We start from the raw sequence: 26,886 nt of genomic DNA, 5'->3' as shown, positions 1-26,886 counted from the left end.
ATCACATACGGCGAGGCGCGCGATTCCTCGGGCGGAAGGAGTAACTGGATCGCCCGCGCCGTCCTGTCGGCTCATCTCCACGGGCGGGATCCGGCTCCGCCGTACTCCGCGAGCGAGAGGTGGACTCGTGCGCGGTCGGAGCACGCGGGGCCCCGCCGGCGCACGCCGGCCCCGAAGGGCTCCCGCACCGCACGCCGTACGGGTGCGCAGCCCTTCAGGCCGTCGCCGAGTTCGTCGTGGCGACGAGAGGGGTCGGCGGCGATCAACGCCATTTGCTTCGAATTCGAAGCAGCAGTAGCATGCTCCGCAGTTACTTCGAGTTCGAAGCAACTGATCCGGAGTGAAAGCGAGACCCCGATGAAGGCAGTGCGTTTCCACGAGTACGGCACCCCTGACGTCCTGCGCTACGAGGAGGTGGAGCAGCCCGTCCCCGGAGCCGGTGAGGTCCGGATCCGCGTCGCCGGGACGACCTTCAACCCGGTGGACGGCAACATCCGTGGCGGCTTCATGCGCGGCCCCATCCCGGTGGTGCTGCCCCACACTCCCGGCATCGACGTCGCCGGCACGGTCGACGCGGTCGGCGAGGGCACCTACAACACCGACAGCACCGGCGGGATCGGCGGCATCGAGGTCGGTTCCGACGTCGTCGGCTTCCTGCCGATGGACGGCAACGGAGCCTCCGCGGAATACGTCATCGCCCCGGCCGAGGTTCTGACACCGGCGCCCAAGAGCGTCCCGCTGTCCGACGCCGCCGCACTGCCATTGGTGGGCCTCACCGCGTACCAGGCCCTGTTCGACCACGGCAGGCTGCGGGCGGGGCAACGCGTGCTGATCAACGGCGCCGGCGGAGCGGTCGGCGGCTACGCCGTGCAGCTGGCCAAGCGGGCCGATGCCCACGTCATCGCCACAGCCGGCCCGCGCAGCACCGAGGCGGTCAAGTCCGCCGGCGCCGATGAGATCATCGACCACACCACCACCCGCGTGACCACGGCGGTGACCGAGCCGGTCGACATCGCGCTCAACCTCGCACCGGTCGACCCGGCAGAACTGGCCGCGCTGGTCACGCTGGTCCGCCCGGGTGGCGTCGTGGTCAACACGGCGGTGTGGATGCCCGCGCCCGCCGACGAAGCGCGTGGCGTACGCGGTATCGACCTCTTCGTCCGCAGCGACGCCGAACAGCTGGCGAAGCTGGTGGCGCTGATCGACCGCGGCGAGCTGCACGTCGCCGTCGCCGAGCGGGTGCCTCTCGCCGAACTGCCGGCGCTGCACGCCCGCGCCGCCGAGGGCGCGGTGCACGGCAAGGTCGTCGTCGTCCCGTCCGCCGCCTGACGCCGGTCCTCCACCGAAAGGAGAGCCGGCGACGCTGCCCCCTGAGGCCGCCGAGGCCGTGGCGGCACATGATCAGAACAAGGTGTCCGTCCTGCCGGGAAAGCTGAAAGCGCGTCGGGTCCAGGCGAAGTCGCCTGGACCCGACGTCTGTCATCGGCTAGCGGGTGGTCATGCCCTGGTCCACCTCTGGGTGGCCTGGCCGTTGCACGTGGCGACGGTCACGGCGGAGGTGTTGCCGGTGCCGGTGACGTTGAGGCAGAGGTTGTTGGCGCCGCTGGTCACGGTGCCGTTGGAGTTGAAGGTCCACTGCTGGTTGCTGTTGGTGTGACAGTCCCACAGTTGCACGCGGGTGCCGGAGCCGGCGTTCGTGGGGGAGTCCAGGCATTTGCCGAGGGTCTGGAGTCTGCCGGAGTCGTGGCTGAAGAGCTGGTTGGGGTTGGTGTGGCAGTCGTAGATCTGCAACTGGGTGCCGTTGGCGCTGGCGCTGTTGGGCGAGTCGACGCAGCGCCCGGCGCCCTCGTTGCGCAGGCGGAAGCTGGTCGTGGGGGTCGGGGTGGGAGTCGGGGTCACCGTCGGGGTGACGGTCGGGGTGGGCGTCGGGTTGGGCGTGGAGGTGCTCTGGAACTGGGAGACGAACTTCCACACCTCCCCCTTGGTCCAGGTCTGGGCGCCGTTCTCGGTGTAGGTCCCGTCCACCGGGGCGGGCGTGTGACCGTTGTCGTACGCGGCCCAGACGACGGGGTATCCGGCTCGGCACCCCGAGTAGGCGGTGACGACGTGCCCTCGGCTGCCCGAGCCCGGCTCAGGCGGGTTCTGGGCGGTACAGCCGTTGTTGCGGACGAACCTGTCCCGCAGCGCCCGCCCCTGCGAGATGTTGAGGACGCTGTCGGTGATGCCGTGCAGTCCCATGTACGCGATGGGCTGGGAGCCGTCGCTGCATCCGCTGAGCTGCGCGCCGGCGAACACCGCGACCGCGCGGAAGACATTCGCGCGGCTGCAGGCGAGGGAGAAGCTCATGCCGCCGCCGTAGCTGAACCCCATGGCGAAGCGCAGCGAGGGGTCGACACAGAGATCCGCCTCCACCCGCCGCATGATGTCGTCGAAGAGGGTGACGTCCTCGCCGTTGGAGTTGGCCCAGCCGTTGTTGAGGCCCTGCGGCGCGATGAAGATCGCGGTGTTGTTCGACAGCTGCCGCTGCCCGTAGTAGGACCAGGAGGCCCCGCTGCTTCCACCGGAGTCGACGTCGTTCATGGTGCCGTTCAGCCAGTGGATGCCGAAGATCAGGCGATAGGGGTTGTTGTTGTTGTAGTTCGCGGGAATTCGCAGAATGAAGCTGCGATTCTTTCCGCTGGACTGGATGGTGTGCGTTCCGCTGCTCAGCGTCGGGTTCTTTCCACATCCCGCGGTTCCCGCGAATGCGGCGGCGGACGCGGAGCTCCCTGCGCTGCTGCCGCTGCTCATCGCCGCGTGCCCCGTCATCAGGACGACAGCCGCCGCGAGCGCCACGGCCCCGAGGATGGACCTATGCTTCAACATTTGCGCTTCCCTCTGGCTGTAGGGACCGGGCCGACGATAAAGACATGTTCTGTTCCTCTCCATCAGCGGCATCCAATTCCTGGAGTTGTGAAACCGGAATCGAATTGTGAGCGCTAACGTTCACCAGAACTTATCGGTATGCCGCTTGCACGCCGTAGGGGGTGTAGTGCAAGGGAGCAAATACGACCCGATTGCGGATGTCAAGTAACTTGCTTCGCAGCCCCGGACGCCCGGGCCCGCGGGGCGCGCTGGCCAGGGAAGGTTCGCGCCCGCTCCCGGCGCACAGCATGAAACTTTCGTAGTGAAGTAGGTCGATCGCGCGCCAGACGGAGGGCGATGGCCCCAACTATGATCATGGAATGCCACCGTCACACGCATTGCGACCCACCGGGAAGTTTCGGCAGAGTTCCGATAGTTTCGGCGCCCATTCGGCACGATCAACCACCGAAAGCCGACGACCGTTGACAGCCGGACGATCGAAGAGCGCCCGGGACCGCGTAAGAACAGGTCACGGGCGCTCTTGTCACGGCCATGAGGGGTAGGGCGGGCGGGACTCGAACCCGCGACCCAGGGATTATGAGTCCCCTGCTCTAACCGGCTGAGCTACCGCCCCTCGCGCACGCCGTACGCGGCATTCAACCAAACGTGGGGGCTGTTCGCACATCTGCCGGGCGGGACGGGTTCAAGATGTGACCTTCGGCGGGAACGAGCGCGGAACCTGGCTCCGGTGGAATCGATACCCTACGGGTGAGCCGTGTTGAGGAGTGTTGGATCATGCGCGTTGTTGGGGCTTTCAGGGACTCGTACGGCGTGGAGCCGGCCGGGGTGTGGCACGCTCCCGGTCGGGTCAACCTGATCGGGGAGCACACCGACTACAACGACGGGTTCGTCCTGCCGTTCGCGCTGCCGTGGGGGGTGACCGCCGCGATGTCGCCGCGCGAGGACGGGGTGATCAGGCTGCGGTCCCTGCAGGCGGGTGAGCCGGTGACGTTGGCGACGGCCGACGAGGCCGAGGGCTGGGCACGCTACGCGGCCGGGGTGTTCTGGGCGCTCGGCGCAGGGGAACGGGAGCAAAAGCGAGAGCAGGGGCGGCCGGTCGGCGGGGCGGATGTGGTGATCGACGGGGACGTCCCCCAGGGGGCGGGACTGTCGTCGAGCGCGGCGCTGGAAGTGGTGATCGGTACGGCGCTGAACGAGCTGTACGGGCTCGGCCTCACCAAGATGGAGATCGCCCTCGCCGCCCAGAAGGCCGAGAACGACTTCGTGGGCATGCCGTGCGGGATCATGGACCAGGCGGCCTCCGCCCTCGGCGAGGAGGGGAAGGCGCTGTTCCTGGACTGCCGGACCCTGGGGACCAGGAGCATCCCGTTCGACCTGGCGAGTCACGGCATGCAGCTGCTGATCATCAATACCGGGGTGCACCACGAGCTCGCCGACGGGCAGTACGCTCGCCGCCGCAAGGACTGTGAGGACGCCGCCAAGCATCTGGGGGTCGACGCGCTGCGCGATGTCACGGATCTGGCGGGTGCCCTCGCGAAGCTGAGCGGCGACGAGCGCAGGCGCACCCAGCACGTGGTGACCGAGAACCACCGGGTGGAGGCGGTGATCGGGCTGCTGCGCGCCGGGGCGGTACGGGAGATCGGGGCGCTGCTGAACGCCTCTCACCTGTCGCTGCGCGACCAGTTCGAGGTGTCCTGTGCCGAGTTGGACGTGGCCGTGGAGTCGGCGGTCAGGGGCGGGGCGCGAGGGGCTCGGATGACCGGGGGCGGGTTCGGCGGCTCGGCGATCGCGCTGGTCGCCGACGACCGGGTGGAGTCGGTACGGGAGTCGGTGACCGGGGCCTACGCCGAGCGCGGCTGGACCGCACCGGACATCTACCCGGCGACCCCGGCCCAGGGTGCCCGCCGGCTCCTCTGAGCGTTCCTCCTGCGCACGGGACGGCCTGGCGGCCGACTCGCTGTTGGGGCACCAAACCGACGGACCCGATTCCGAGGTCACCTGACCGACCGTCTCGCTCCCGAGGTCACCCGGTCGGCGGACCCGATCCCGGGCTCATCCGATCGACCTCTCAGATCCCGATCCTGTCGCCTCCCTGGAACCCGGCCCCGCCCCGGTGCCCGAAACCGCGCCCGAAGCCGTGCCCGAACCCGTGCCTGGATCCGCTCCCGGAGCCGACGGCCAGTCGGGCATCAGCGGCGGGCCGTCCCGCTCCACGGTCTGGACCATCCGGCGGAGGAGATCGTTGAGGACCTCGCGCTCCCCGGAGTCGAGCGGGCCGAGCAGTGAGCGCTCGAAGAGGTCGCCCTGGTCCATGCGCTCCTGCCAGACGGCGCGTCCGGCGGGGGTCAGCGCGACGAGCAGGCGGCGGCGGTCGCCGGGATCGTGCACGCGATCGACATATCCGGCTCGCTCCAGCCGGTCGAGCCGGCTGGTCAGCGTGGCCGGGTGGGTGTCGAGCCATCCGGCCAGTAGCGAAGGGGGCACCCGGTAGGGCGGCCCGGCCGCAACCAGGTGGTGGAGGACGTCGAACTCCCAGGACTTGAGCCCTCCCTCGGTCAGCCAGACGTCCTTGTTCCGTTTGAGCAGCCGCACGAGAGCCTGCATGCGCGTGACGATCCCCTCGATCTGCGGGTCGAGGTCGGACAGTTCCCGGGACCAGTGCGCGATGTGCCGGTCGACGGAGTCAGGCTCTGGCATGCCCACAGGGTAATGCCGCCTTCCGTCGAGCCGTCGTCGACGCTGGGCCATCATTAATATCGATGCGTAAATTATGATTTCGTACTACTTTTCAGTCCATGCCTTCTTCATCCGGTTCCTGGGCTCCCTTACGAGACCCCCGCTTCCGCCTGCTGTGGGCCGGCCAGACCCTCTCGCACATCGGCGACTCCATCACCGCCGTGGCCCTCGCGCTGGCGATCGTCACCGCGACGGGCTCTGCGACCGACCTCGGAGTGGTCCTGGCCGCCCAGTCGATCGCCATGGTGGCGCTGATGCTGCCCGGCGGCGTGTGGGCCGATCGGCTTCCGCGCCGTCGCGTGATGATGGGCGCGGACGTGGTGCGCGGGCTCGCCCACGCCGCCATGGGCGTCGAGTTGATCACCGGTACGGTCGACATCGTCCACCTGGCGGCGCTGGCCGCCGTCTCGGGAGCCGGTTCGGCGTTCTTCCTGCCCGCCACGACCGGTCTGGTGCCCGCCACCGTGGCGGCGGAGCACCTTCCCAGGGCCAACGCGCTCATAGCGCTCGCCCAGCGCGGGTCCGTGCTTCTCGGCCCGGGCATCGCCACCGCACTCGCCCTGACCGCCGGGCCCGGCTGGGCGCTGCTCCTGGACGCCGTGACGTTCGTGGTCAGCGCGGTGCTGCTGGGCCGACTCCGGCTCGCGCCGATCCCGCCCGCGCCGCACGAGCGGTTCGTCAGGCAGCTGACCGAAGGATGGGCACAGCTGCGCCGCCACCGGTGGTACTGGACGAACCTCGTCGGCCACTCCCTGTGGAACCTCAGCCGTTGCGCCCTGATCACGATCGGGCCCGTGATCGCCGTCACGAGCCTCGGCGGCGAGCTCGCCTGGGGCACGATCGTGCAGGGCGGCACGGTCGGCGCCCTGTGCGGCGCGCTGCTGGCCCTGCGGGTGAGGCCGCGAAAGCCTCTCATCGTGGCCAACATCGCGCTCACCCTCGGCGCGCTGCCCCTGATCCTGCTCGCCGCCGAGGCGCCCGTGCTGATCGTCGCTGCGGCCTACGGGCTGATGACCGGCGGCCTGGCGTTCATGTCCCCCATGTGGGAGACCGCCGTGCAGGAGCACATTCCGGCAGAGGCGATCTCACGGGTGTCCGCGTACGACTGGCTGCTCTCCCTCGGGCTCACCCCTCTCGGCATGGCCCTCGCCGGGCCACTGGCCGAAGCGGTGGGCACGGCGCCCACCCTGTACGGGGCGGCGGCGCTGCTGGCGGTCTCCTGTCTGGGGGTGCTGATCCTGCCCGACGTCCGTGGCCTCCGTCAGGGCTCGGTCGACACCAGCTTGGGCACCGCGCCGAGCAGTTCGCGGGTGTAGTCGTGCCGGGGCAGGAAGAACACCTCATCCACGTGCCCCTCCTCCACGACCTGTCCGCCGCGCATGACCAGCACCCGGTCGGCGACGTGGTGGACCACCCCGAGGTCGTGGGAGATGAAGATGAGCGCGGTCCCGTCGGCGGCCTGGATCTCCGCGAGCAGGTCGAGCACCTGGGCCTGGATCGACACGTCCAGCGCGGAGACCGGCTCGTCGCAGACGAGCACGTCGGGGCGGGTGGCGAGGGCTCTCGCGATGGCCACCCGCTGGCGCTGGCCTCCGGACAGGCGCCGCGGGTGCCGGTCGGCGATGTCCGCCGGGAGGCCGACCCGGTTCAGCAGCTCGGTCACCCGGTCGAAGAGGACCTCTCGCGAGGAGCCGCGCCGGAAAGGAACGCCGCGCGGGGAGCCGTTCTCGGTCGGAACGCCGCGCGGGGAGCCGTTCCGGGAAGTGATACGGCGAGGGAAGCCGTCCCCGGAGGAGACACCGGGCGAGGAACCCCTCCCGGAGGGAGCAGCGCGTGAGGGGCCGCGTTCGAAGAAGGCGCCGCGGAGGGGTTCCGCGACCAGGCGGCCCACCGTGTAGCGGGGGTCGAAGGAGTCGAGCGGGTTCTGGGAGATCACCTGGATACGGGACCTGCGGGAACGCCTCCCGCGCTCGCGGATCCCCGACCAGGGCTCGCCGCCCAGCCGGACCTCCCCCGAGGCGGGTTCGAGCAGTCCGAGGACGAGCCGGGCGACCGTGGTCTTGCCCGACCCCGACTCCCCCACGACGCCGAGCGTCTCACCGGGGTAGACCTCGAAGGAGACGTCGTCGACCACCGTGCGCGAGCCGTACGCGGCCGAGAGCCCCGAAACCTCCAGGATCGGCGCGGCGTGGTCGACGGTCCGCTCCGGCAGCGGGGTGCGCAGCGCGATTCCCCCGGCGGCGATGGCCGACAGGCGGGTGCCGCGCGAGACCGCGGAGGGGACGGCGGCGAGCAGCAGCCTGGTGTAGTCGTGCCGGGGCTCGGACAGCACACGTCCCGTCGGCCCCTCCTCGACGACCACGCCGTCCTTCATCACCAGTACGCGGTCGGCGACGGCGGAGACCACGGCGAGGTCGTGGCTGATCATGAGCAGCGCGGTGCCCTCGGCCTTGCGGGCGGCGAGCAGCCGCAGGATCTGGGCCTGCACGGTGACGTCGAGCGCGGTCGTCGGCTCGTCGGCGATGATCAGTGGCGGGCTCGCGGCGATCGCGGAGGCGATCAGGGCGCGCTGGCGCAGCCCTCCGGACAGCTGGTGGGCGTACTGCCGGGCCCGAACCTCGGGTTCGGGGACCCCTGCCGCATCCAGCAGCTCGATCACCCTCTCCCTCCGGGCGGTGCGGGGGACGACGTCGTGGGTGGTGAGCACCTCGGCGATCTCGTCGCCGACGGTACGGAGCGGGTCGAGCGAGGTGAGCGCGTCCTGGAGCACGAGCCCCGCGAACCGGCCGCGCAGCCGTCGCCAGTCGCGGGCGCCGAAGCGGAGCGCGTCCCCGCCGTTCACGACGAACCGGGAGGCGTTGACCTCGGCGCCGGGTCCGGCCAGCCCGACCAGGGTCCTCGCCGTCACGCTCTTGCCCGAGCCGGACTCCCCGACGATCGCCACGCACTCGCCCGCCTCGATCGAGAGGCTCACCCCCCGTACGGCCTGTACTCCGGCCTTGGGAAAGCCGACCCGCAGGTCCTCGACGTCGATGAGGCTCATCGGTTTCTCCCCTCGAAACGGCGCTGCAGGCGGCGCCCGACGAGCGTCAGGCTGATGACGGTGAGGGTGACGGCGAGGCCGGGGAAGAGCACGCTCCACCAGGCGACGCGCAGGTAGTTGCGGGCCTCCGACAGCATCGAGCCCCATTCCGGGCTGGGCGGCTGCGGGCCCATGCCGAGGAAGCTGAGCCCTGAGGTGGCGATGATGGCGGTGCCCATACCGATCGTGGCGAGCACCGGCAGGGGGCCGAGCACGTTGGGCAGTACGTGGCGGGCGACCAGTATCGGCCTGGCCAGGCCGAAGGTGACCGCCTGCTCGACGTAGCCGGAGCGGCGCACCACGAACGTCTGGGCGCGGATCACGCGGGCGTAGTTGGGGATCTGCGCGATGCCGATCGCGAGGATCACGTTGCCGGTGCCGGGGCCGGTGATCGCGATGACCAGCAGGGCGAGCAGCAGTTCAGGGAAGGTCGCCACGACGTCGAACAGGCGGCTGAGCAGCTCGTCGACGTAGCGGGGGGACAGTCCTGCCAGGACGCCCAGCAGGGTTCCGGCCCCCGCGGCGAGCAGTACGGCGGCTGCGCCGATGCTCAGCGAGTGTCCCGCGCCGTGGACGACGCGCGACAGCACGTCGCGGCCGAGGTGGTCGGTGCCGAACCAGTGTTCGGCGCTCGGCCCGGCGAGCGCGTGCAGTGGGTCGGCGGCGAGCGGGTCGACGCCGGTGAGCAGGCTCGGCGCCACGGCGGCGACGGCGGCGACCGCCAGGAACAGCAGCGGCGCGACCAGCTGCGCGCTGAAGCCGTATCCGCGTCCGGCCGGGGCGGGGGCGGCGGTCGCGACAGCGGGGACCTCCGTGACCGTCGTCATCGGCTCCTCCCCTGCCGGTACGGCGAGGGCGCCTCCTGCGGCGAGACCACCGCCGGCTCCTGCCTCGGCGGAACCATCAGTGGAACCGTCACCGGCTCTTCGCACGGCGGGATCGTCATCGGCTCCTCCTCAGGCGGGGGTCGATCGCGAGGTAGGCGAGGTCGACGATCGTGCTGACCGTCACGTAGGCGAGGGCGGATATCAACACGACCGCCATCACCAGCGGCATGTCCTTGCCGTTCACCGCGCCGACGGTGACCTGGCCGAGCCCGGGGCGGCCGAACACCGCCTCCACGATGATCGCTCCGCCGAGCAGGAAGCCGACGAACCAGCCGGTGAGGGTGACGGCGGGGAGCAGCGCGTGGCGCAGGGCGTGCCGGGCGACGAGCCGCCACTCGGTGATGCCGCGCGAGCGGGCGGTCACCGCGAACGGCTCCTCAAGCGCCCGTTCCAGCCCTTCGCGGAGCACCTGGCCGAGCACCCCCGCGATCGGCAGCCCGAGCGCGAGTCCGGGCAGCACCAGAGAGGCGAGTCCCCTGTCCCCGGAGACGGGGAACCAGCCGAGGGTGAAGGAGAAGACGGCGAGCAGCAGGATGCCGATGAGGAACGGCGGGACCGAGACGGTGACCAGCTCCGACAGCCCGACCAGGCCGCCGAGCCAGGGGCGGCGGCCCGCAGTGGTCAGGGCGAGCAGCAGGGCGAGGACGACCCCGAGGAGCGCGGCGGTGAGCGCGAGCTGGATCGTCGGCCGGACCTGGGAGGCGAGGATGTCGCCGACGCCGCGCTGCAGAATGTAGGAGCGGCCCAGGTCTCCCTGGAGCAGGCGGAGCAGATAGTCGCCGTACTGCTGGAGCGGGGAGCGGTCCAGCCCCCACTCGGCGATGATCTCCGCCCGCCGTTCGGGGGTGTCGAGGCCGTCGCCGACGAGCACGTCGACCGTGTCACCCGGGGCGAGCATCAGGGCGAGGTAGGCCGCGGTGGCGGCGGCCCAGAGCACGGCGACGCCCGCTCCGAGCCGCCGGGCCACCGGGCCGAGCCACCCGGCGGCGGCCAGCCCCCGCCGCCGGGTGAGTGAAAGGGTGCTCACGTCCCTGTCCGGATGTCGTAAGCACTGTTGGGGGTGCCGGAGACCGGCTCGAAGGTGACCCCGGTGACCGAGGCGCCGTAGGCGATCTGGTCGGCGGGAACGTAGAGCGGGAGCAGGAGCGCCTCGTCGGTGATCACGGTCTTCTGCGCCTTCGCGTAGAGCTCCTTGCGCTTGGCGAGGTCGGAGGCGGCCGACGCGTCGGCGAGCAGCTTGTCCAGCTCGGCGCTCCCGAACTTCGTGCGGTTGATCGCGGCGTCCTTCGCCAGGATCAGGTTGAGCGCCGCCCCGGCGTCGGTGTCGCCGCGCGAGTTCTCGAAGATCTCGTACTCGTTGTCCTCGACGGCCTTCTGCGCGGTGCCCTGGTCAACGATCTTGACCTGGAAGTCGATCCCGGCGCTCTGCTTGACGGCCGCCTGGACGGCCTGGGCGAGGACGTCGCGGCGGTCGCGGACGAACGGCGCGGCGTTGACGGTGCGCACGGTGAGCCGCTTGCCGTCCTTGACCCGGAAGCCCTCGGCGTCGCGTTCCTTCCAGCCCGCCTCGTCGAGCAGCCGGTTGGCCCGTTCGGGGTTGTTGCCGAAGGTCTTCTCCAGGGAGGGGTCGTAGAACTGCGGGCTGCCCTGGCCGATGACGCTCCAGGCTCGCTTGGCGGTGCCCTGGTAGACGGAGTTGAGCACGGCGTCCACGTCGACGGCGTCGCGGAAGGCCTCGCGGACCCGCTTGTCGTCGAACGGGGGGCGGGAGACGTTGAAGTAGTAGGAGAACGCGCTTCCCGAGTTGAGGCTGGTCTCCAGCTTCAACTCGGGGTCGCTCTTGATGAGGCCGATCTCGGTGGCGGGTACGCCCTCGATCACCTGTACCTGCCCGGAGGTGAGCGCGCCGACCCGTACCGCCGCCTCGGGCAGGAAGCGGTAGGTGATCTCGGCCAGGTGCGCCGGCCCCTGGTGGGCGGCGCCGGTGGGCGGCCACCTGTAGTCGGGGTTGCGCTTGTAGTGGACCTCCTGGCCGGGGGTGAACCGGTCGAGGATGAACGGCCCGGTGCCGACCACGTCGACGCCGCCCGCCTTGAGGTCCTTCGCGCTCTTCAACGACTTCGGGGAGACCTGGCCCGCGTACGGGGAGGAGAGGAAGTCGAGGAACAGTCCGTCGGGGGCCTTGAGCGTGACCTTCAGGGTGTGGGGCGCGGTCGCCTCGGCCTTCTCGAAGTTGCGCAGCTGGATGGCGCCGAGCGCGGCGTTGTAGCCGGGCGAGACGAGCTGGTCGAGGTTCGCCTTCACCGAGGCGGCGTCGAACTTCTCACCGTCGTGGAAGGTGACGTCGTCGCGGAGTTCGAAGGTGTAGGTCAGGCCGTCCGGTGAGACCTTCCAGGACGTGGCCAGCCACGGCAGGAACTCGCCGTTCCCGCCCCGGGCGATCAGTGCGTCGAACTGGTTGTGGACCAGGAGGCGGGCCTTGTTCTGGCCCCACTGGTGCGGGTTGAAGGTGATCGGCTGTGTCTCCACCGCCCACACGAGCGACCCTCCGTCGCCACCGCCGTCCGCACCGGCCTTCGCGCTCGGGGCCCCGCTCTCGGCTCCGCACGCCGCGAGCGCCAGCACTCCGGCGAGCGTCAGGGCGCCCCATCGCAACTTCACGTTCTTCTCCTTGCGCTTCTGTACGACGTGCTTCTCTGCGACGTGCTTCCGCACGGCGTTCCGTACGGCGTTGTTCTGTACGGCGTTGTTCTGTACGGCGTGTTGTGCGGCGCGTCCGGCCGGCTCGACGACACGCCGGGTACGGCGATCGGGGTGGTTCACGCGACGTGCCGTCTTATCCGGGTTCCGGCGGCCTCGGAGAGCACGATCCGGGCGAGGGCGTCGGCGTGGCGGAAGAGCAGGGCGTTGAGACGGGGCCTGGCGAAGCCGGCGGTGGCCCTGCCTCCCACGACCCAGGGGCCGAGGGCGAACCTGCGGGGGTGCGGGGTGCCCGACCTGTCGAGCAGGCGTCGGTCGGCGGTCCTCACGTTCACCAGACCCGACTCCTCGTCGAGTTCGCCGCGGTCGCGAAGGGCGCTGATGAGCGGGTCGACGGCCCGGCTCACGCTGGGCGCGGGCAGCCGGGCCTCGACGAGTGTGGTGGCCGCGACGCCACCGGGCACGGTGGGGCTCTGTGCCCGCCAGCGCCCTTCGTGGTGGTCGACCTTGAGGTTCGCGCCGAGGAAGGTGACCGTCCCGGCCCTGGCGAGGGCGCGCATCTCCTCCAGCCGGGGTCCCGGCGGGCCGCTCGCGACGTAGCTGAAGAACCCGCCGAACCACGGATCGGAGACGCCCAGCTCGGCGAGGACGCCGTAGACGGAGAGCAGTCCGAGGATCATGGCGTGGTCGGCACTGTGCGCGGGGTCGGAGCGCCGCTCCAGGTCGACGGCGAGATAGCCGTGCATCCACCTCTGCAGGCCGGCCTGGTCACCGAACCGGATGCCGTCCAGCGGCCGGTCGAGCCGGTCGAAGTCGAGCCGGTCCGGATGCCGGGGCACGGCCTGGCGGATCAGCTTGCGCATCCCGAGGCTGCGCCACTCCTCGGCCGCGAAACCCTCCTCGAACTCCTCCCAGCCCAGCTTGACGCGCTTGGGGTGGGCGGTGATGAGCTCGTGGTAGTACGCGAAGGCCAGCTCCTTGGCGACGAGCGGCCACACGTCCCTCCGGAAGTCCCACGGCCCCTCGCCCAGCGCCTCGCGGGTGAGGAAGCGCGGCACCGGCGGGCGGGCGCCCCTGAAGAGGTAACCGGTCTTGGAGTGGTACGGCACCCCGCGCCGCGACCCCACGTGCAGGAAGGGCTCTCGCCCGCTGGGCAGGTAGACGAGCTCCCCGTCGTACTCGCGGACGAACCGGCCGCCCCGGCCCGAGGTGAGCAGCACCATCAGGTCGACGAAGGCGAGCCCCATCCCCCGTACGATCACCGGCTCCCTCGTGGGGATGTTGTCGAGGTCGAGGTCCGCCGCGTAGCCGGTGGGCAGGTAGCGCAGCCCCGCGCGCGTGGCGAGGCGGGCCAGGGTGCCCTCCTCGCTCGTCGGGGTCACGTCGCCGTGTCCCTGGGCGAGGATCACCGCGTCGACCTCGATCGTCCTGCCGTCCGCCAGCCTCACCGCCTGGCCGCCGGGGATGTCGGCGAGGTCGACGGCGCGGGTGGCGTGCACGTGCACCCGAACACCGCGCGGCGCGGTCGCCACCGCGTGGCGGAAGACGTGGGAGAGGTAGCCGCTCTGCGCGGGGCGGGTGGCGAACCCGCCGGGGTCTCCGCCGAGCCATTCGGCCAGCGTGGGTCCCGGGCGGATCGGTCCCTCGCACCGTACCGACTCGTCGGTGAAGAGCGTCACGTCGGCCGCGGTGGAGTTCATCCAGAGCAGGTCCGGCTGGTCGCGCCGCCAGACGCGCCCGCCGCCCGGCGGGTGGGGGTCGATCACGTGGACGTCCAGCGACGGCCAGCCGAGCAGGTCGGCGGCGTTGGCGCAGATCCGCTCCACCAGGCAGGTGCCCGTCGGTCCCGCGCCGACGACGGCGATCGAGGCGCTCATACGGCGGCTCTGCGGTGCGGCTCGTCCCAGTCGGCGTACAGCGGCTCGACCGGGACACGCCAGGTGTCGGTCTCGCCGCGGAAAGGGGAGATGACGGTGAAGTCGGTGTTCTCGCGGAAGGCGGGGTGGGCGTAGAGGTCCCTGGCGTAGGCCCACAGGTTGGTGAAGGAGGTCAGCGGGCGCTCGCTGATCCTGGCCGCCGGGTTGTCGCTCAGGTCGAAGCGGAGCAGGGTCGGCCAGAGCCGCACGTCCGCCTCGGTGATTCCCGAGCCGAACAGGTACCTGCGGTCGGCCAGCCGGTCGTCCAGCTCGGCCAGGAAGGCGATCACTCCTGCGCGCGCCTCGGTGTACGCGGTCTCGGTGGTGGCCGACGCCACGCGGCCCGCCGCCGTGTTGACGATCTCGTAGATCCTCGTGTTGAGCTCGTCGATCTCCGGCCTGAGCTCCTCGGGGTAGAGGTCGGCCTCGGGGTCGCCGCCGAACCGGGTGGCGAGGTCGATCGTGATGTCGGGGAAGTTGTTGCTGACGACGCGGCCGCTCGTCCTGTCCCACAGGACCGGCACGGAGACGTGCCCGTCGAAGCCGGGCTCGGTCGCCTCGTACGCCTGCCGCAGGGTGGTGAAGCCGTTGACCGGGTCGGCCCCGCGCCGCTCGCGGAACGCCCACCCGCGCCCGTCGCGCTCGTCGTCGACGTAGGAGAGCGAGACCACGTCCTGGAGTCCCTTGAGGGAGCGCACGATGGCGGCGCGCTGTGCGTACGGACAGACGGCCGCGACGTAGAGGTGGTAGCGCCCCGGCTCGGCGGGGAAGGCGGTTGTGCCGATCCGCCCCTGGAAGGGGTAGCGCAGGCCGGGCCTGCCACCGGGCCGGTAGTGGCCGTGGGTGTCGAGGTCGACGGGGCTCGCGTGGTTCAGTGTGCTGCTCTTCGGCATCTGACGCTCCCGGACATGTCGTGGTGACCCCTGTGCAGGGGTCCGCGCTTGCGGCACGCCCACCGTGCCGCCTGGTCTCCCCCGGGGGCACCCCGCCGCGGTGCGAGGGTTGCCGGTCAGCCAGCCGGGGCTTCGCACTGACACTCTTAACCTATTTAGAAGGTAGGAAATACATAGATCTCTGTCAAGCCTTAATGTCGAGGAATGTCCTATGAGAGCGTGAACGTGGTCTACCGCAAGTACGACGGGTCACTGCACTGGCACCACCGCGGCCTGCTGCTCGGCGAGGACGAGTACGGGGTGTGGACGGGCTGCGTGGCCAACTCCAGCGGCCACAAGGGCGACGGGCCCGCGATCGCCTGGCCGCATCCGTTCGTGATGCTCTTCCCCCGCGACGCCTGGTGGACGGCCGCGTTCAACACGGCCCCGCACAAGCACGAGATCTACTGCGACATCTCCACGGTGCCCCGGTGGAGCGACGGCCAGGTCACCATGATCGACCTCGACCTCGACGTGATCAGGACCCGCGGGAACCTGCTGAAGGGCCGCCGGAGCCGGGTCTTCCTGGACGACGAGGACGAGTTCGAGGAGCACCGGGTCAGGTACGCCTACCCGCCCGACGTGGTCGAGAACGCCCGCGCCTCGGCCGCCTGGTTGATGGAGGCGGTCACCACCCGCACCGCCCCCTTCGGGGACGCGCCGCACTGGCTCACCCTGGTCGGCTGAGCGCGTCCCCTCCGGCGACCTCAGCGGGCGCGGTCGCGGAACAACCTGCCGGACAGCAGCGCCGAGACCAGCAGGAAACCACCGCACCAGGCCAGCGCCTTCCACGGGTCGCTCCCCACGGGCCTGTCGAGCAGCAGGCCGCGCACGGACTCGATGATCGGCGTGGCCGGCTGGTTCTCCGCGAACCCGTGCAGCCACGTGGGCATGGTGTGGACCGGGACGAAGGCGCTGCTCGGGTAGGGCAGGAACATCACCGCGAAGGTGAAGCCGCCCGCGGCCTCCGGCGTCCTGGCCAGCAGGCCGACCACGGCGGAGACCGCGGAGACGGCCAGGACGAACACCACCAGGATGCCCGCCGCCGCGGCCCAGCCCGCCAGGTCCGCGTCCGCCCGGAAGCCGAGCAGGAACGCGACGACGAACACGATGACGAGCGAGGTGAGGTTGCGCACGGTGCTGGCGGCCACGTGCCCGCCCAGGAACGCCCCTCCGCCGACGTCCATCGACCTGAACCTGTCGACGATCCCCCGGCTCATGTCCTGGCTGACGGCGACCGCGGTCAGGGAGGCGCCGTAGGAGGCGCACATGACGAGGACGCCGGGGACGGCGTAGGTGACGTAGTCGGTGCCGGTCTGGATCGCGCCGCCGAACAGGTAGACGAACATCAGCATGATCATGACGGGCAACAGGAACGAGGTGATCAGCGCGTCGAGGTTGCGCAGCGACAGGCGGACGGCGCGGCCGGTCATGACCGGCCAGGCGACGAGCTCAGACACCGGCCCGCCCTCCGCACTCGACCACGGGACCGGACACTCGCCGCTCCCCGTTCATCGAGACGTCCATCACGGTGAGGTCAGACACCGGCCCGCTCCTTGTCCGTCAGGTTGTCCGTCAGGTTGCCCGTCAGGGCGAGGAACGCGTCGTCGAGCGTGGCGCCTCGCACGGTGAACCTCTCGACCGCCGAACGCCCCGGATCCACCTCGTCCAGCAGGGCTCGGATCTCCGCGGCGCTCCCGTCGGTGGCCGCCTCGACGGTGAGCGTGGCGGGATCGGCGTGCACGGCACGCGCCCCGAGCAGGCGCGTCACCTCGGCGAACGAGCCGGCGTCGGCCAGCACGAGGTTCAGCCGCCAGGCGGCGACCCTCGCCTTGAGCTCGTCGGCGGTGCCCTCCGCCACCACCCGTCCGCCGTCGAGCAGCGCGATCCTGTCGGCGAGGCCGTCGGCCTCCTCCAGGTACTGGGTGGTGAGGAAGACCGTCGTCCCCGAGTCGGCGAGGCGGGTGATCACCTCCCACATCGCCTGCCTGCTCCGCACGTCGAGCCCGGTCGTCGGCTCGTCGAGAAAGATCACCGATGGTGCGCCGACGAGCCCGGCGGCCAGGTCCAGGCGTCGCCACATACCACCCGAGTACGTGCCGACCCGCCGCTTTCCCGCCTCGACCAGGTCGAACCGCTCCAGGAGCTCGGCCGCCCTGCGGCGGGCCCCCGCGCGTGACAGGCCGGACAGGCGGCCCATCATCCGGAGGTTCTCCTCGCCGGTCAGCAACTCGTCGACCGCCGCGTGCTGGCCGGTCAGGCTGATGGCGCGGCGCACCCGGCGGCGGTCGCGGACGACGTCGAACCCGGCGACCGTGGCCCGTCCCCCGTCCGGCCCGACCAGCGTCGCCAGGGTGCGTACGGTCGTCGTCTTGCCCGCCCCGTTGGAACCGAGCAGGGCGTACACGCTCCCCCTGGCGACGCGCAGGTCGACGCCCTTCAGGACGGCGACCCTGCCGTAGGACTTGGTGAGGCCGACCGCCTCTATCGCTGTATCCACTACCCCTCCTGTGTATGGCGTACGCTCTACTGTTTATGGCATACACGATATTGCGTAAGATATACACTCGCAGAAAAGGACGGTCAAGCCCGGGAGCGCGATGGAAGTGCCGGAGAGCGTGGAGATCGCCTGGGGCCTGCGCGAGCGGCCCGGCAAAGGCCCCAAACGCACCTTGAGCCTGGAGCACATCGTGGAGGCCGCCCTGCGGGTGGGCTCCGCGGAAGGGCTCGCCGCGGTCTCGATGAGCAAGATCGGCGCCGAGCTCGACGTCTCCACGATGGCGCTCTACCGCTACGTCTCGTCCAAGGGCGACCTGCTCATGCTCATCACGGACGCGGTGCTCGGCCCGCCTCCCCCGCTCCCCGAGCCGGGCGACGACTGGCGCCAGGGCGTCCACCGGTGGGGCGCCGCCATGCGTGTCGCCCTGCAGCGACACCCCTGGTCGTTGCGCATCCCCATCACGGGGCCGGGGATCATGCCCAACCACGTCGCCTGGCTGGAGACCGGGCTGCGCTGCCTGCGCGGCACCGGACTGGAGCCGGACACGAAGCTCGCGGCGCTGCTGCTGGTCAACGGCTTCGTCAGGACCGAGGTGGCGCTCCTCGCCGACCTCCGGGACGCCCTCGACACCTCCCAGGTCACCGACGAGGAGGCGCTGTCCGGCTACGGCAGGTCACTCGCCAGGCTCACCGACGCCCGGCGCTTCCCCGAGATCCACGAGCTTCTCGAAGCCCGGGTCTTCGACAAGCCGGGCGGTGAGGACGACGAGTTCGCCTTCGGTATGGAACGCATCCTCGACGGCCTCGCGGTGCTCGTCACCGGAAAACCGTCCACCTGATCGTCGGCGACCTCACACCGCCCACGCCGTGACCCGCCACCCTGAGCCCGCCCATCCCCCGACCCCACCCACGCCACGACCCCGTGCACACCGGAAACCGGTGACGTTCCGGCCCGGAGAACGGAATGCCACCGGACACACCACCGGGGCGCCTACGAGGCCGCGGGACTACAGCGGCGGAAAGTCAGGAGCGCGACGCTCGACGAAGCTCGCGACGCCCTCGACGAAGTCCGGCCTGGCGAAGGACTCGGCCATCAGGCGCTTCGCGGCCGACTCCGATGCCTCCAGGCTCTGCTGCCAGTCGCCCCAGACCTGACGCTTGATCACCGCCATCGAGGCCGGGGAGCTGTGCGTCGCGAGCTCGCGAGCGTAGGCCAGCGTCTCCTCCATCAGCCTCTCCCCCGGCACCGACCGGCCGGCCAGGCCCAGCTCGCACGCCTCGGCACCGGTGAAGGTGCGGCCCGACAGCAGCAGGTCCATCGCCCTCGCCTGACCGATCAGGCGGGGCAGGATCCACGACATGCCGTACTCGGCGATCAGACCGCGCCGGGCGAAGGCGGTGGTCCACTTCGCCTCGGCGGCCGTGAAGACCAGGTCGCAGAGCAGGGCGTGGACCATGCCGAGCCCGGCGCAGGCGCCGTTCACGGCGGCGATCACCGGTTTGCGGATCGTGGTCGGGAAGGTGGTGGGACGCGGGTCGGGTTGCCCCGCGTAGGAACCGTCCTGGAGGGCGGTGAGCGTCTGGAAGTCCGCACCGGCGCAGAATCCCCGCCCCGCGCCGGTGACCACGATCACCCGGACCTCGGGGTTCTTCTCGGCCTCGGCCAGCTCGTCGAAGTAGCGGCGGCCCATCTCGTCGGTCCAGGCGTTGAGCCGGTCCGGGCGGTTGAACGTCAGCGTCAGCACGCCCCGCTCGATCGACGACAACACCGGATCGACCATTGCGCATCCCCTCGACAGCCCGCCGGGACTCTCCGCCCGGAGAGTCACAGAATATCGTTCTACACCTTCTCCCTCTCCGGCGTCAGCATGTGCGAGCGGACCAGATCCTCGACCGTCGCGCGCAGGCCGAGGAAGGAGGAGGTGCCCATCGCGACGCCCAGCGGCACCGAGATCAGTACCTCCAGCCCGAAACCGGTTCCGACTCTGCCGACGCTCAGGCGACCTCGCGTTCCCAGTTGGTGGTGGGCAGTTCCGCCTCGCGGCCGAAGGGCCATGGCGAACGGGGTCGGAAGCGGACGGGTGCCAGTGCGTGACTCCTCCGCTCCCTGAAGGGAGCGGCTTCTCGTTAAGCCGCTTGCGCGACGTCGCGAAGGGCAAGCCCTGCCCTGAGGATGTTGGTCGCCGCGTTCACGTCGGCGTGCGCGAAGTGTGCGCACCGCCGGCAGTGAAACTCGGCTTGAGTGACGCGGTTCTCCTTCGCGCAGTGCCCGCATCGGGCACAGGTGCGGGAGGTGTTGGCGGGATTCACCGCGATCAGCTCTCGACCGGCGCTTTCAGCCTTGTGCGACAGGATCATCAGGAACACCCCCCAGCCCGCGTCCAGGATGCTGCGATTGAGACCGGACTTGGCCGCCACGTTGCTGCCCGGTGCTTCGAGCGTGCCGGAGGCCGAGCGGGTCAGGTTCGCGATCCGCAGGTCCTCGTGCACGATCACGTCGTAGTCGCGAACCAGCGCGAGGGCGGCCTTGTGCACGCCGTCCAGGCGTTGACGGCGGACCTTGGCATGCAGGGCGGCGACGCGGGCCACCGCCTTGCGGCGCCGCGTGGAGCCACGTTTTTTGCGGGCGAGGTCGCGCTGGGCGGCGGCGAGGCGGTCGGCGGAGGCGGCCAGGTGGCGCGGGTTGGCCAGGTGCTCACCCTCGCTGGTGGTGACCAGCGAGGAGACACCCAGGTCGACCCCGACGGAGGCGCCGGTGATAGGCAGCGCCTCGGCGGGCACGTCGTCACACGACAAGATCACATACCAGCGCATGCCTTCTCGCCTGACACTGATCGTCTTGACGGTGCCGCGCACCGGCCGGTGCCGGTGGACGCGGACGTGGCCGATGCCCTGGAGGCGGACGTAGGTGGCGGTGGGGTGTTCGGGCTGGGAGTCCCACCGGCAGCCGTCGCCGTCTTTCGGCCATTCGACGGTGTCGAGGCGTCCGTTGCCCTTGAAGCGGGGAAAGCCCGGGGTGCGCCCGGCCTTGACGCGGGCGAAGAACGCCTGAAACGCCTTGTCCAGGCGGCGCAGGGTGGCCTGCTGGGAGGAGAACGACCACCGGCCCTGACCACCGGTGTCGTCGGCACGGATGTGCTTCAACTCGGCGGACTGCTCACCGTAGCGGACGCTCACCTTCGCTTTGGCGTAGGCGGTGCGGCGGTGCTCCAACGCGGCGTTGTACAAAGCGCGGTGATCATCCAGGCACGCGGTCAACGCGACGGCCTGGCGGGCGGTGGGACGCAGCAGGAACTTCAACGACCTGCGCACCACACCCCCTCTCGCTCGAACCTTTGTTCCCACCGTATCGAACACCGGAAAGAGACGACGCGGAATGCGCGAACCCGTCAGGCCACTACACGCTCGAGCCTGGGCGCCCCCTCCCGATCCCCATCCTTAAGACAACAGTCCCCTCGGGAGGCTCCGATGGAGCTCCGATCAGCTCGGAACCCGGCCGGAGGGCAGCCGGGATCGGCCGGCCTCCCGGGCTTTTGTCCCGCCGTGGAACGGCCACACGGCCGCCTGCACCTCTCGGACCAGTCCCGCGCCGACGCCGTACGGCCTCACGGTCGTGACGTCCGGCGTCGGCTGCGGCGGAACCCTAGGTGCGCCCCACCATGAGGTGGGTCACTGCAAGTGCATCGCCGGTACGTTTCCCCCGAATTAACCCTCCGTTGCAGTCCGGTGACCGAGTGCACGCTCCAGGGAGTCCGGATGATGGACGAAGTTCGGTGACAGCAGCCGGTCCTCGTAGTAGCGGTGGAAGACGGGTGTGGCCGAGGCCGAGATGGGGGGCACGATCCAGGTCCAGTCGGCCGGGCAGACCCGCCCTTCCTTCTCCTCACGTTCTAGGTGCATCAGGAAATGTCTGGACTCGGTGTGATGGTCCGTCATCGTCACCCCCGCTCGCTCGAAGGAGTGCAGGACCGCCACGTTCAACTCCACCAGCGCGTAGTCCCGCCAGAGTGAGCGGTCGCTCTCGGTGTCCAGGCCCATGCGCCGGGCGATGACCGGCATCAGGTCGTAGCGGTCGGCGTCGGCCAGGTTGCGGGCGCCGATCTCGGTCCCCATGTACCAGCCGTTGAACGGGGCCGCCCGGTAACAGATCCCGCCGATCTCCAAGCACATGTTCGAGATGACCGGCACCGCGTGCCAGCGCAGTCCCAGCTGCTCGAACCACGGATGGACGGGGTGCGAGAGCGCGACCTCCAGCACGGCGTCGCCGGGGATCGTGGACAGCAGCGGAGGCCCGTCCCCCATCGAGATCGCCAGCGGGAGGACGTCGAAGGGACTTTTTGGGCCGCCGACCCAGCCCAGCTCGCGCAGCATCGCGGTGAAATCGGTGTAGCGGGGATCGCCGACGACCGAACCGTCCTTCATCGCGTATCCGGCGTAGCGGATGAGCTGCTCGTTCCAGATCCGCGGCCCTGGAGCCCCAGGCCGATCGGGAGGGAACACCGTGATCGTCGGACGGATCCTGCGGTTCGGCGCCGCGTCCCGCAGGTGGTTCACGCACTCGACGGCGACCCCCTCCGCCGTGGTGACGTGTCGCCGGTCGCGTACCCGCAGCGAGCGCCAGTACAGGCGCCCGATGCACCTGCCGCTGTTGCGCCAGGCCACCCTGGCGCCGAAGATCAGCTCGTCGGGAGTGTGCGTGTACGTTCCGGTCCTGGCGATCTCCTGCCGGACCTCACGCAGGCGTTCCCGCAGGGTTCCCGCCCCGGGGTTCTCGGCGTGGAAAAGCCTGAGGTAATCCTCGGCCGCCGCCACGTCGACCGGGGGCATCTCGGGAACACTCCCGGGAACACCGTCGGGAACACCGTCGGAAATGCCCACGGGTCCGAGTACACCGGGGACGTCGCGCATCAAATCCGGCGTACTCCGCCGGGACCTTCGCCAGGTCAGCACAGAAAAACCACCCATTGGGGCTCACGGGCACGGCGACCGTTCCGGGCGGCGCGGTGCCCTCGACGCGGCGGCCCTTCCCCGCTGCGATCGCTGTTGTCCGCGGCAGCCGCGCACCGGTCCGCCCGCCAAGATCATGGCGGCGCCGGGCGTGGCGTTCCCTATTTTCTGGGATTCACCGTGGTTTGTCCGGCGAACCGGAACGCGGGAGGTTGTCTGAATCAGGACAGAAGACGGCAAAGGCCCCGGAAGCTGGGCTTCCGGGGCCTTTCAACTGGCTCCCGCGATAGGACTCGAACCTATAACCTGCCGGTTAACAGCCGGCTGCTCTGCCGATTGAGCTACACGGGATTGCGCTTCGCGCTGGTCGGACCGGGTCTTCCCCGTTCCTCGCGGCGCAGGAATAGATTAGCGCACTCCGTGGGTGTGTGTCGCATCGATACTCCGGGGTAGGGGCGAGACGAGGCGATCCGCGAGTGATCACAGGACAGGGTCCGCGGAACATGTTTGTGGAGGTGGACATGCGTTATCGACTGATGCTCGGAGTGGGATTCGCGGTTGGCTACATCCTGGGGAGCCGTGCTGGCCGGGAACGTTACGAGCAGATCAAACGACTGGCCCAGCGCGTCTCCGACAACCCCACCGTGCAGGAGACGGCCGGCCTGATGGGCGCCAAGGTCTCCCAGGCGACGGATGTGGCGAGGACCAAGGTGAGCGACGTGGCCAAGAACCGGCTGCCGTTCCTGCGCTCGACCAACGGCTGGCACGGCGACCAGCACGACGACACGGGCACCGGCTGGCCGGAGAACCAGAAGACCAACGCACCCTACTGATCTTCCTGCCGCCGCTCCGTCGGCAGCCACGGGCCGAGCACGGCCCGCCGGTGCGAAGGGCCCCTACGGGGGCCTTTCGCGTGTCCGGGGACCGATCCCACGCGCTTTCCGGCTCGCGAGATTCGGGAAGGGACTGTTTCACCCGCGCGTCCCGACTCGTACGGGAGCCCGACGCGGCTGAGATCGAGCGGCCTCGCCGACGCGCCCGGTCCAGATATCTCAGACGCCGAAGCTTCGGCGTGTCTCCTCAAGCGCCTGCTCCGCGAGGGCGCGCAGGCCGGGATCGTCAGGGTCGAGGCCGGCGTCGAAGACGAACTCCCAGATCAGCCGGTCGGCGTCGGCCTTCCTCGCCACCAGTCGCACTCCTCCTCGCGCGTCCAGCGGGACGTAGTGGTTGACCACGATCGAGGCGATCACCCGCTCCCGCACGGCCTCGGGAATCCGGCCCGGCTCGGGCAGCAGCACCCGGTGCGAGCGCCCGTCGGTGGTGGTGACCGTCAGCCCCTCCTCGTCCCACACCCCGCGATCCACCTGGAACCAGGGCACGCGCTCGCCGCCCAGGTAGAGGGCCTTGTCCGCGGCGATCACGTAGCCGTCGGGGCCCTCGGCGTAGGCGAGCACCCGGTCGCCGGGGACGGCGGCCGCACGGACCTCGGGGGGCATGCGATTGAAGAGCTTCACCGTTCCACGGTATCCGCCAGCAGGTCGAGGGTGAGCGCCGCCGACCAGGAGAAGTCCCGGCTGCCCCGCCCGCTGCCGTCGAAGGGATCGAAGCACTCGCGAAAACCCGCCTGCCGTACGAGGCGCAGGGTGCCCGAGCCGAGCACCCGCACCAGCCCTTCCAGGCCGTGCACGGCCGCCGCCCGGCGCAGCAGCCAGTTGGTGTTCACCCAGGACGGCCCGCGCCAGTAGCAGGACCGGTCGAACTGCGGTGCGCGGATCTCACAGCTCGGCACCGGATATCCGGCGGCCCCCATGAAACGGGCCGACTCCAGCACACTCACCAGATCCGCGACCCGCTCGCCGGGCATCCCCTCGTCGAGCATCGGCCCGAAGCCGCCGACCGTGCACACGGGGCTGAGCCGTCCGCCGCGCAGGTCGCGGGCGCGGAAGACGCCGTCGTCCCAGAGGCGTTCCAGCAGCGCCGCGCGGATCCGCTCCGCCGCCTCCCTGTGCGGTCCCGCGTCCGCGCCCGCCACCGGGGCCAGCTCGGCGAGAGCCTGGCAGGAGGCGAGCCAGATCCCGTTGAACATCGGGTCCTCGACCGCGAACGGGTGCTCGTCCCGCAGATAGGCCGGGTCGTAGCCGGAGTCCCGGCAGCTCAGGGCGAGCGCCATGTAGCGGTCCTGACGGCTGCCGGTACGCCACTCGGAGGGCTCCTCGCGCCGCTGGTAGGCGGGACGGACCGGGGGCATGGCCTCCAGGGGCGCGTCCCAGGCGGGGCTGTCGTCCATCCCCGACTCCCACGGGTGCACGATCGCGGCGAGCCCTCCCCCGCCGAGGTCCCTGCGGGTGGCGAGGTAGTCGTGCTGGGCGACCAGCATCGGATAGAGCCGCCGCACCAGGGCCACGGCCGTGTCGCGGTCGGCCGCGTGCCGCCATATCCACCACAGGGCGAGCGCGTGCAGCGGCGGCTGCGTCAGCCCTGAGGTGCGCACGGCGCGGGGGGAGGCCGGGTGGTCCCGAGATCGCCAGACCGAGGGGCCCGGGAAGTATCCGTCCGCGTGGACGGGATGGAAGACGATGTGCGGCACCATTCCGGTCGCCCACTGCCCGGCCAGCAGGCTGATCAGCTCGGTCCCAGCCCTGCGGGTGTCCCAGCGGGCCAGGCCGATCGCGACGAAGGTGGAGTCCCAGTTCCACTGGTGGGGGTAGAGACCCGGCGCGGGGACGGTCGCGGACCCCGTCCAGTTCGCGTCGAGCACGGACCACGCCTCGCGCCCGAGCGCGGCGTCGTCGACCGCCGCTCGCGACTCCATCCGCCCAGTCTGCGCCTGTATCGCCCAGGAGAACAGCCCGGCCCCCCGAATGCGCCGAACGGGAACGCCGTACGCCCCGGAAAACCGGGGCTTTCGAAGTGATCACCACGACAGGACTCCCCGGTGATCGGCGCCGGACCGCCGCCCGCACGAACCGGGGACCCTCGGATGATCGACGCCGGACCGCCGCAAGGGTACTCGGCAGGGAAGCGAGGACTCCGGGTGATCGGCGAGAGTGACACGGGCCCGGAGAGGGGGATTCCCGGCGGCCGCAGCGGTGAGGGCGCCGAACGGCGCGGGCCCCGGGAACGGAGGTTCCCGGGGCCCGCGCCGTGTGGCTCCTCAGTCGAGGTAGTCGCGAAGCGTCTGCGCCCTCGTCGGGTGCCTGAGCTTGGCGAGGGTCTTCGACTCGATCTGCCGGATGCGCTCGCGCGTCACGCCGAACTCCCTGCCGACCTCCTCCAGGGTCCGGGGATGTCCGTCCGCGAGCCCGAAGCGCAGCTGGATGATGCGCTGCTCACGATCGGAGAGGGTCGCGAGGATGTCGTCGAGCTGGTCCTGCAGCATGATGAAGGCCGCGGCCTCCATCGGCACGACCGCGTCGGCGTCCTCGATGAAGTCTCCGAGGTCGGAGTCCTCCTCGCCGATCGGCGACTGGAGCGAGACCGGCTCCTGGGCGATCCGCTGGATCTCGATCACCCGGTCGATCGGCAGGTCCATCTCCAGGGCGATCTCCTCCGGCGCGGGCTCACGGCCGAGATCCTGGTGAAGCTGGCGCTGGACCCGCACCAGCTTGTTGATCGTCTCGACCATGTGCACCGGAATCCGAATGGTGCGCGCCTGGTCCGCGATGGCCCTGGTGATCGCCTGGCGAATCCACCAGGTGGCGTATGTGGAGAACTTGTAGCCCTTGGTGTAGTCGAATTTCTCGACCGCCCGGATGAGCCCGAGGTTGCCCTCCTGGATGAGATCCAGGAACAGCATCCCGCGTCCCACATATCTTTTGGCGATTGACACGACCAGCCGCAGATTGGCCTCGATCAGCCGCTGCTTGGCCCGCGTGCCCTGCCAGGCGAGCTCCTTGAACTCCGGGAAGACCATACGTGAGACGGCGCTGGTCAGTTTGTCCTCGGCGAACAGGCCCGCCTCGATGGACTTGGCGAGCTCCACCTCCTCCTCTGCCGTGAGCAGGGGGACGCGACCGATCTCCCGCAGGTATATACGGACAAGATCGCTGGTCGGGGCTCTTTTTCCGACATCCTCCTCATCGGCCCGGGCGGGTTCCTCATCGCCCTGGGGCTCAAGAACCTCCACTCCGTTCTCGGCGAGCATCCGGACGACGCGTTCGAGCGCGTCGGACGGCAACTCGGATTTGTCGAGAGCGGCGGCCACGTCATCGACCGTGACGCTTCCGCGCTCTCTTCCCTTCGTGACGAGGTCGGCCACCTGGTCTACCGATGGCGGCCCACTTGGCAGCACCGATGCACCCACGGGAGACAGTCTGCTGTAT

General features: G+C 70.3%; 22 protein-coding genes, 2 tRNA genes and 1 riboswitch. Of the genes, 6 read left to right on the top strand and 18 right to left on the bottom strand.

The window, feature by feature from the left end:
- Positions 1-357 precede the first annotated feature (357 nt).
- Positions 358-1,329 carry an NADP-dependent oxidoreductase gene (locus ABZ664_RS01745; protein WP_362501613.1) on the top strand — a complete coding sequence of 324 codons (972 nt, stop codon included), beginning with the start codon at positions 358-360 and terminating at the stop codon, positions 1,327-1,329.
- A 168-nt stretch (positions 1,330-1,497) separates the two neighbouring features.
- Here ABZ664_RS01745 and ABZ664_RS01740 read toward each other — a convergent pair whose 3' ends face one another.
- Positions 1,498-2,865, bottom strand: a complete 1,368-nt coding sequence (locus ABZ664_RS01740; RefSeq protein WP_350944404.1) for a ricin-type beta-trefoil lectin domain protein — start codon at positions 2,863-2,865, stop codon at positions 1,498-1,500.
- Between the two features lie 539 nt (positions 2,866-3,404).
- Positions 3,405-3,478: transfer RNA gene (locus ABZ664_RS01735), tRNA-Ile, on the bottom strand.
- 161 nt (positions 3,479-3,639) lie between these two features.
- Here ABZ664_RS01735 and galK point away from each other — a divergent pair.
- Entirely contained in the window at positions 3,640-4,782 is a 1,143-nt protein-coding gene (galK, locus tag ABZ664_RS01730) for a galactokinase (RefSeq protein ID WP_362501611.1), read from the top strand.
- A gap of 135 nt (positions 4,783-4,917) precedes the next feature.
- Here galK and ABZ664_RS01725 read toward each other — a convergent pair whose 3' ends face one another.
- Positions 4,918-5,562, bottom strand: a complete 645-nt coding sequence (locus tag ABZ664_RS01725) for a MarR family winged helix-turn-helix transcriptional regulator (protein ID WP_362501609.1) — start codon at positions 5,560-5,562, stop codon at positions 4,918-4,920.
- Positions 5,563-5,660: 98 nt separating this feature from the next.
- Between ABZ664_RS01725 and ABZ664_RS01720 the strand changes: the two genes are divergently transcribed.
- Positions 5,661-6,917, top strand: a complete 1,257-nt coding sequence (locus ABZ664_RS01720; protein ID WP_362501607.1) for an MFS transporter — start codon at positions 5,661-5,663, stop codon at positions 6,915-6,917.
- Here ABZ664_RS01720 and ABZ664_RS01715 read toward each other — a convergent pair.
- From ABZ664_RS01715 to ABZ664_RS01690, 6 genes are all read right to left on the bottom strand, one after another.
- Positions 6,863-8,644: an ABC transporter ATP-binding protein gene (locus ABZ664_RS01715; protein WP_362501605.1), complete on the bottom strand. Its 1,782-nt coding sequence runs from the start codon at positions 8,642-8,644 to the stop codon at positions 6,863-6,865. The two genes, ABZ664_RS01720 and ABZ664_RS01715, sit on opposite strands and share 55 nt — an antisense overlap.
- Positions 8,641-9,510, bottom strand: coding sequence for an ABC transporter permease (locus ABZ664_RS01710; RefSeq protein ID WP_362501603.1), 870 nt, complete (start codon positions 9,508-9,510; stop codon positions 8,641-8,643). The genes ABZ664_RS01715 and ABZ664_RS01710 overlap by 4 nt, the downstream gene beginning before the upstream one ends.
- A gap of 115 nt (positions 9,511-9,625) precedes the next feature.
- Entirely contained in the window at positions 9,626-10,597 is a 972-nt protein-coding gene (locus ABZ664_RS01705; protein WP_362501601.1) for an ABC transporter permease, read from the bottom strand.
- Positions 10,594-12,393 carry an ABC transporter substrate-binding protein gene (locus ABZ664_RS01700; protein ID WP_362501599.1) on the bottom strand — a complete coding sequence of 600 codons (1,800 nt, stop codon included), beginning with the start codon at positions 12,391-12,393 and terminating at the stop codon, positions 10,594-10,596. Before ABZ664_RS01700 ends, ABZ664_RS01705 begins: the two co-directional genes overlap by 4 nt.
- Positions 12,390-14,147 (bottom strand): FAD/NAD(P)-binding protein, encoded by a 1,758-nt coding sequence (locus tag ABZ664_RS01695; protein ID WP_362501597.1) that lies wholly within the window; start codon positions 14,145-14,147, stop codon positions 12,390-12,392. Before ABZ664_RS01695 ends, ABZ664_RS01700 begins: the two co-directional genes overlap by 4 nt.
- Positions 14,144-15,079 (bottom strand): glutathione S-transferase C-terminal domain-containing protein, encoded by a 936-nt coding sequence (locus tag ABZ664_RS01690; protein WP_362501595.1) that lies wholly within the window; start codon positions 15,077-15,079, stop codon positions 14,144-14,146. The genes ABZ664_RS01695 and ABZ664_RS01690 overlap by 4 nt, the downstream gene beginning before the upstream one ends.
- Positions 15,080-15,118: 39 nt before the next feature.
- Positions 15,119-15,231, bottom strand: a riboswitch (SAM riboswitch).
- Between the two features lie 52 nt (positions 15,232-15,283).
- Between ABZ664_RS01690 and ABZ664_RS01685 the strand changes: the two genes are divergently transcribed.
- Positions 15,284-15,805 (top strand): DUF402 domain-containing protein, encoded by a 522-nt coding sequence (locus ABZ664_RS01685; protein WP_362501593.1) that lies wholly within the window; start codon positions 15,284-15,286, stop codon positions 15,803-15,805.
- Between the two features lie 20 nt (positions 15,806-15,825).
- Here the strand turns inward: ABZ664_RS01685 and ABZ664_RS01680 are convergent, their stop codons facing one another.
- Positions 15,826-16,578: an ABC transporter permease gene (locus tag ABZ664_RS01680; RefSeq protein ID WP_350944442.1), complete on the bottom strand. Its 753-nt coding sequence runs from the start codon at positions 16,576-16,578 to the stop codon at positions 15,826-15,828.
- A 77-nt stretch (positions 16,579-16,655) separates the two neighbouring features.
- On the bottom strand, positions 16,656-17,618 hold the full coding sequence (locus ABZ664_RS01675) for an ATP-binding cassette domain-containing protein (RefSeq protein ID WP_362501590.1): 963 nt from the start codon (positions 17,616-17,618) through the stop codon (positions 16,656-16,658).
- A 100-nt stretch (positions 17,619-17,718) separates the two neighbouring features.
- On the opposite strand from ABZ664_RS01675, the gene ABZ664_RS01670 reads away from it, so the two are divergent.
- The gene (locus ABZ664_RS01670; protein WP_362501588.1) at positions 17,719-18,456 is read left to right on the top strand and encodes a TetR/AcrR family transcriptional regulator; all 738 of its coding nucleotides are present in this window, start codon (positions 17,719-17,721) and stop codon (positions 18,454-18,456) included.
- A gap of 168 nt (positions 18,457-18,624) precedes the next feature.
- Here the strand turns inward: ABZ664_RS01670 and ABZ664_RS01665 are convergent, their stop codons facing one another.
- The 4 genes from ABZ664_RS01665 to ABZ664_RS01650 all read right to left on the bottom strand — a co-directional run bounded on the left by ABZ664_RS01665 (position 18,625) and on the right by ABZ664_RS01650 (position 22,915).
- Positions 18,625-19,398: an enoyl-CoA hydratase-related protein gene (locus ABZ664_RS01665; protein ID WP_362501586.1), complete on the bottom strand. Its 774-nt coding sequence runs from the start codon at positions 19,396-19,398 to the stop codon at positions 18,625-18,627.
- Positions 19,399-19,744: 346 nt separating this feature from the next.
- Entirely contained in the window at positions 19,745-20,929 is a 1,185-nt protein-coding gene (locus ABZ664_RS01660; RefSeq protein ID WP_362501584.1) for a transposase, read from the bottom strand.
- Positions 20,930-21,322: 393 nt separating this feature from the next.
- The gene (locus ABZ664_RS01655) at positions 21,323-22,495 is read right to left on the bottom strand and encodes a nitric oxide synthase oxygenase (RefSeq protein WP_362501582.1); all 1,173 of its coding nucleotides are present in this window, start codon (positions 22,493-22,495) and stop codon (positions 21,323-21,325) included.
- A 344-nt stretch (positions 22,496-22,839) separates the two neighbouring features.
- Positions 22,840-22,915, bottom strand: a tRNA-Asn gene (locus ABZ664_RS01650).
- A 170-nt stretch (positions 22,916-23,085) separates the two neighbouring features.
- On the opposite strand from ABZ664_RS01650, the gene ABZ664_RS01645 reads away from it, so the two are divergent.
- Positions 23,086-23,397 carry a YtxH domain-containing protein gene (locus ABZ664_RS01645; protein WP_362501580.1) on the top strand — a complete coding sequence of 104 codons (312 nt, stop codon included), beginning with the start codon at positions 23,086-23,088 and terminating at the stop codon, positions 23,395-23,397.
- A gap of 219 nt (positions 23,398-23,616) precedes the next feature.
- Here the strand turns inward: ABZ664_RS01645 and ABZ664_RS01640 are convergent, their stop codons facing one another.
- The 3 genes from ABZ664_RS01640 to rpoD all read right to left on the bottom strand — a co-directional run bounded on the left by ABZ664_RS01640 (position 23,617) and on the right by rpoD (position 26,855).
- Entirely contained in the window at positions 23,617-24,078 is a 462-nt protein-coding gene (locus tag ABZ664_RS01640; protein WP_362501578.1) for a hypothetical protein, read from the bottom strand.
- Complete coding sequence (locus tag ABZ664_RS01635) at positions 24,075-25,376, bottom strand: hypothetical protein (RefSeq protein WP_362501576.1); 1,302 nt, start codon at positions 25,374-25,376, stop codon at positions 24,075-24,077. Before ABZ664_RS01635 ends, ABZ664_RS01640 begins: the two co-directional genes overlap by 4 nt.
- A 342-nt stretch (positions 25,377-25,718) precedes the next feature.
- Positions 25,719-26,855: an RNA polymerase sigma factor RpoD gene (gene rpoD / locus ABZ664_RS01630; protein WP_362502227.1), complete on the bottom strand. Its 1,137-nt coding sequence runs from the start codon at positions 26,853-26,855 to the stop codon at positions 25,719-25,721.
- Positions 26,856-26,886: the final 31 nt, after the last annotated feature.

This window comes from Streptosporangium sp. NPDC006930, from assembly GCF_040635605.1.
Classification (GTDB): Bacteria; Actinomycetota; Actinomycetes; order Streptosporangiales; family Streptosporangiaceae; genus Streptosporangium.
The sequence above is the reverse complement of the archived record's forward strand: the minus strand, read 5'-3'. Positions and strand labels throughout refer to the sequence as shown.

Bases quoted from the DNA above. Each gene is read 5' to 3' on its own strand.
- ABZ664_RS01745 (WP_362501613.1), top strand. From the start codon at position 358: ATGAAGGCAGTGCGTTTCCACGAGTACGGCACCCCTGACGTCCTGCGC.
- ABZ664_RS01740 (WP_350944404.1), bottom strand. From the start codon at position 2,865: ATGTTGAAGCATAGGTCCATCCTCGGGGCCGTGGCGCTCGCGGCGGCT.
- galK (WP_362501611.1), top strand. From the start codon at position 3,640: ATGCGCGTTGTTGGGGCTTTCAGGGACTCGTACGGCGTGGAGCCGGCC.
- ABZ664_RS01725 (WP_362501609.1), bottom strand. From the start codon at position 5,562: ATGCCAGAGCCTGACTCCGTCGACCGGCACATCGCGCACTGGTCCCGG.
- ABZ664_RS01720 (WP_362501607.1), top strand. From the start codon at position 5,661: ATGCCTTCTTCATCCGGTTCCTGGGCTCCCTTACGAGACCCCCGCTTC.
- ABZ664_RS01715 (WP_362501605.1), bottom strand. From the start codon at position 8,644: ATGAGCCTCATCGACGTCGAGGACCTGCGGGTCGGCTTTCCCAAGGCC.
- ABZ664_RS01710 (WP_362501603.1), bottom strand. From the start codon at position 9,510: ATGACGACGGTCACGGAGGTCCCCGCTGTCGCGACCGCCGCCCCCGCC.
- ABZ664_RS01695 (WP_362501597.1), bottom strand. From the start codon at position 14,147: ATGAGCGCCTCGATCGCCGTCGTCGGCGCGGGACCGACGGGCACCTGC.
- ABZ664_RS01690 (WP_362501595.1), bottom strand. From the start codon at position 15,079: ATGCCGAAGAGCAGCACACTGAACCACGCGAGCCCCGTCGACCTCGAC.
- ABZ664_RS01685 (WP_362501593.1), top strand. From the start codon at position 15,284: ATGTCCTATGAGAGCGTGAACGTGGTCTACCGCAAGTACGACGGGTCA.
- ABZ664_RS01670 (WP_362501588.1), top strand. From the start codon at position 17,719: ATGGAAGTGCCGGAGAGCGTGGAGATCGCCTGGGGCCTGCGCGAGCGG.
- ABZ664_RS01665 (WP_362501586.1), bottom strand. From the start codon at position 19,398: ATGGTCGATCCGGTGTTGTCGTCGATCGAGCGGGGCGTGCTGACGCTG.
- ABZ664_RS01645 (WP_362501580.1), top strand. From the start codon at position 23,086: ATGCGTTATCGACTGATGCTCGGAGTGGGATTCGCGGTTGGCTACATC.
- ABZ664_RS01635 (WP_362501576.1), bottom strand. From the start codon at position 25,376: ATGGAGTCGCGAGCGGCGGTCGACGACGCCGCGCTCGGGCGCGAGGCG.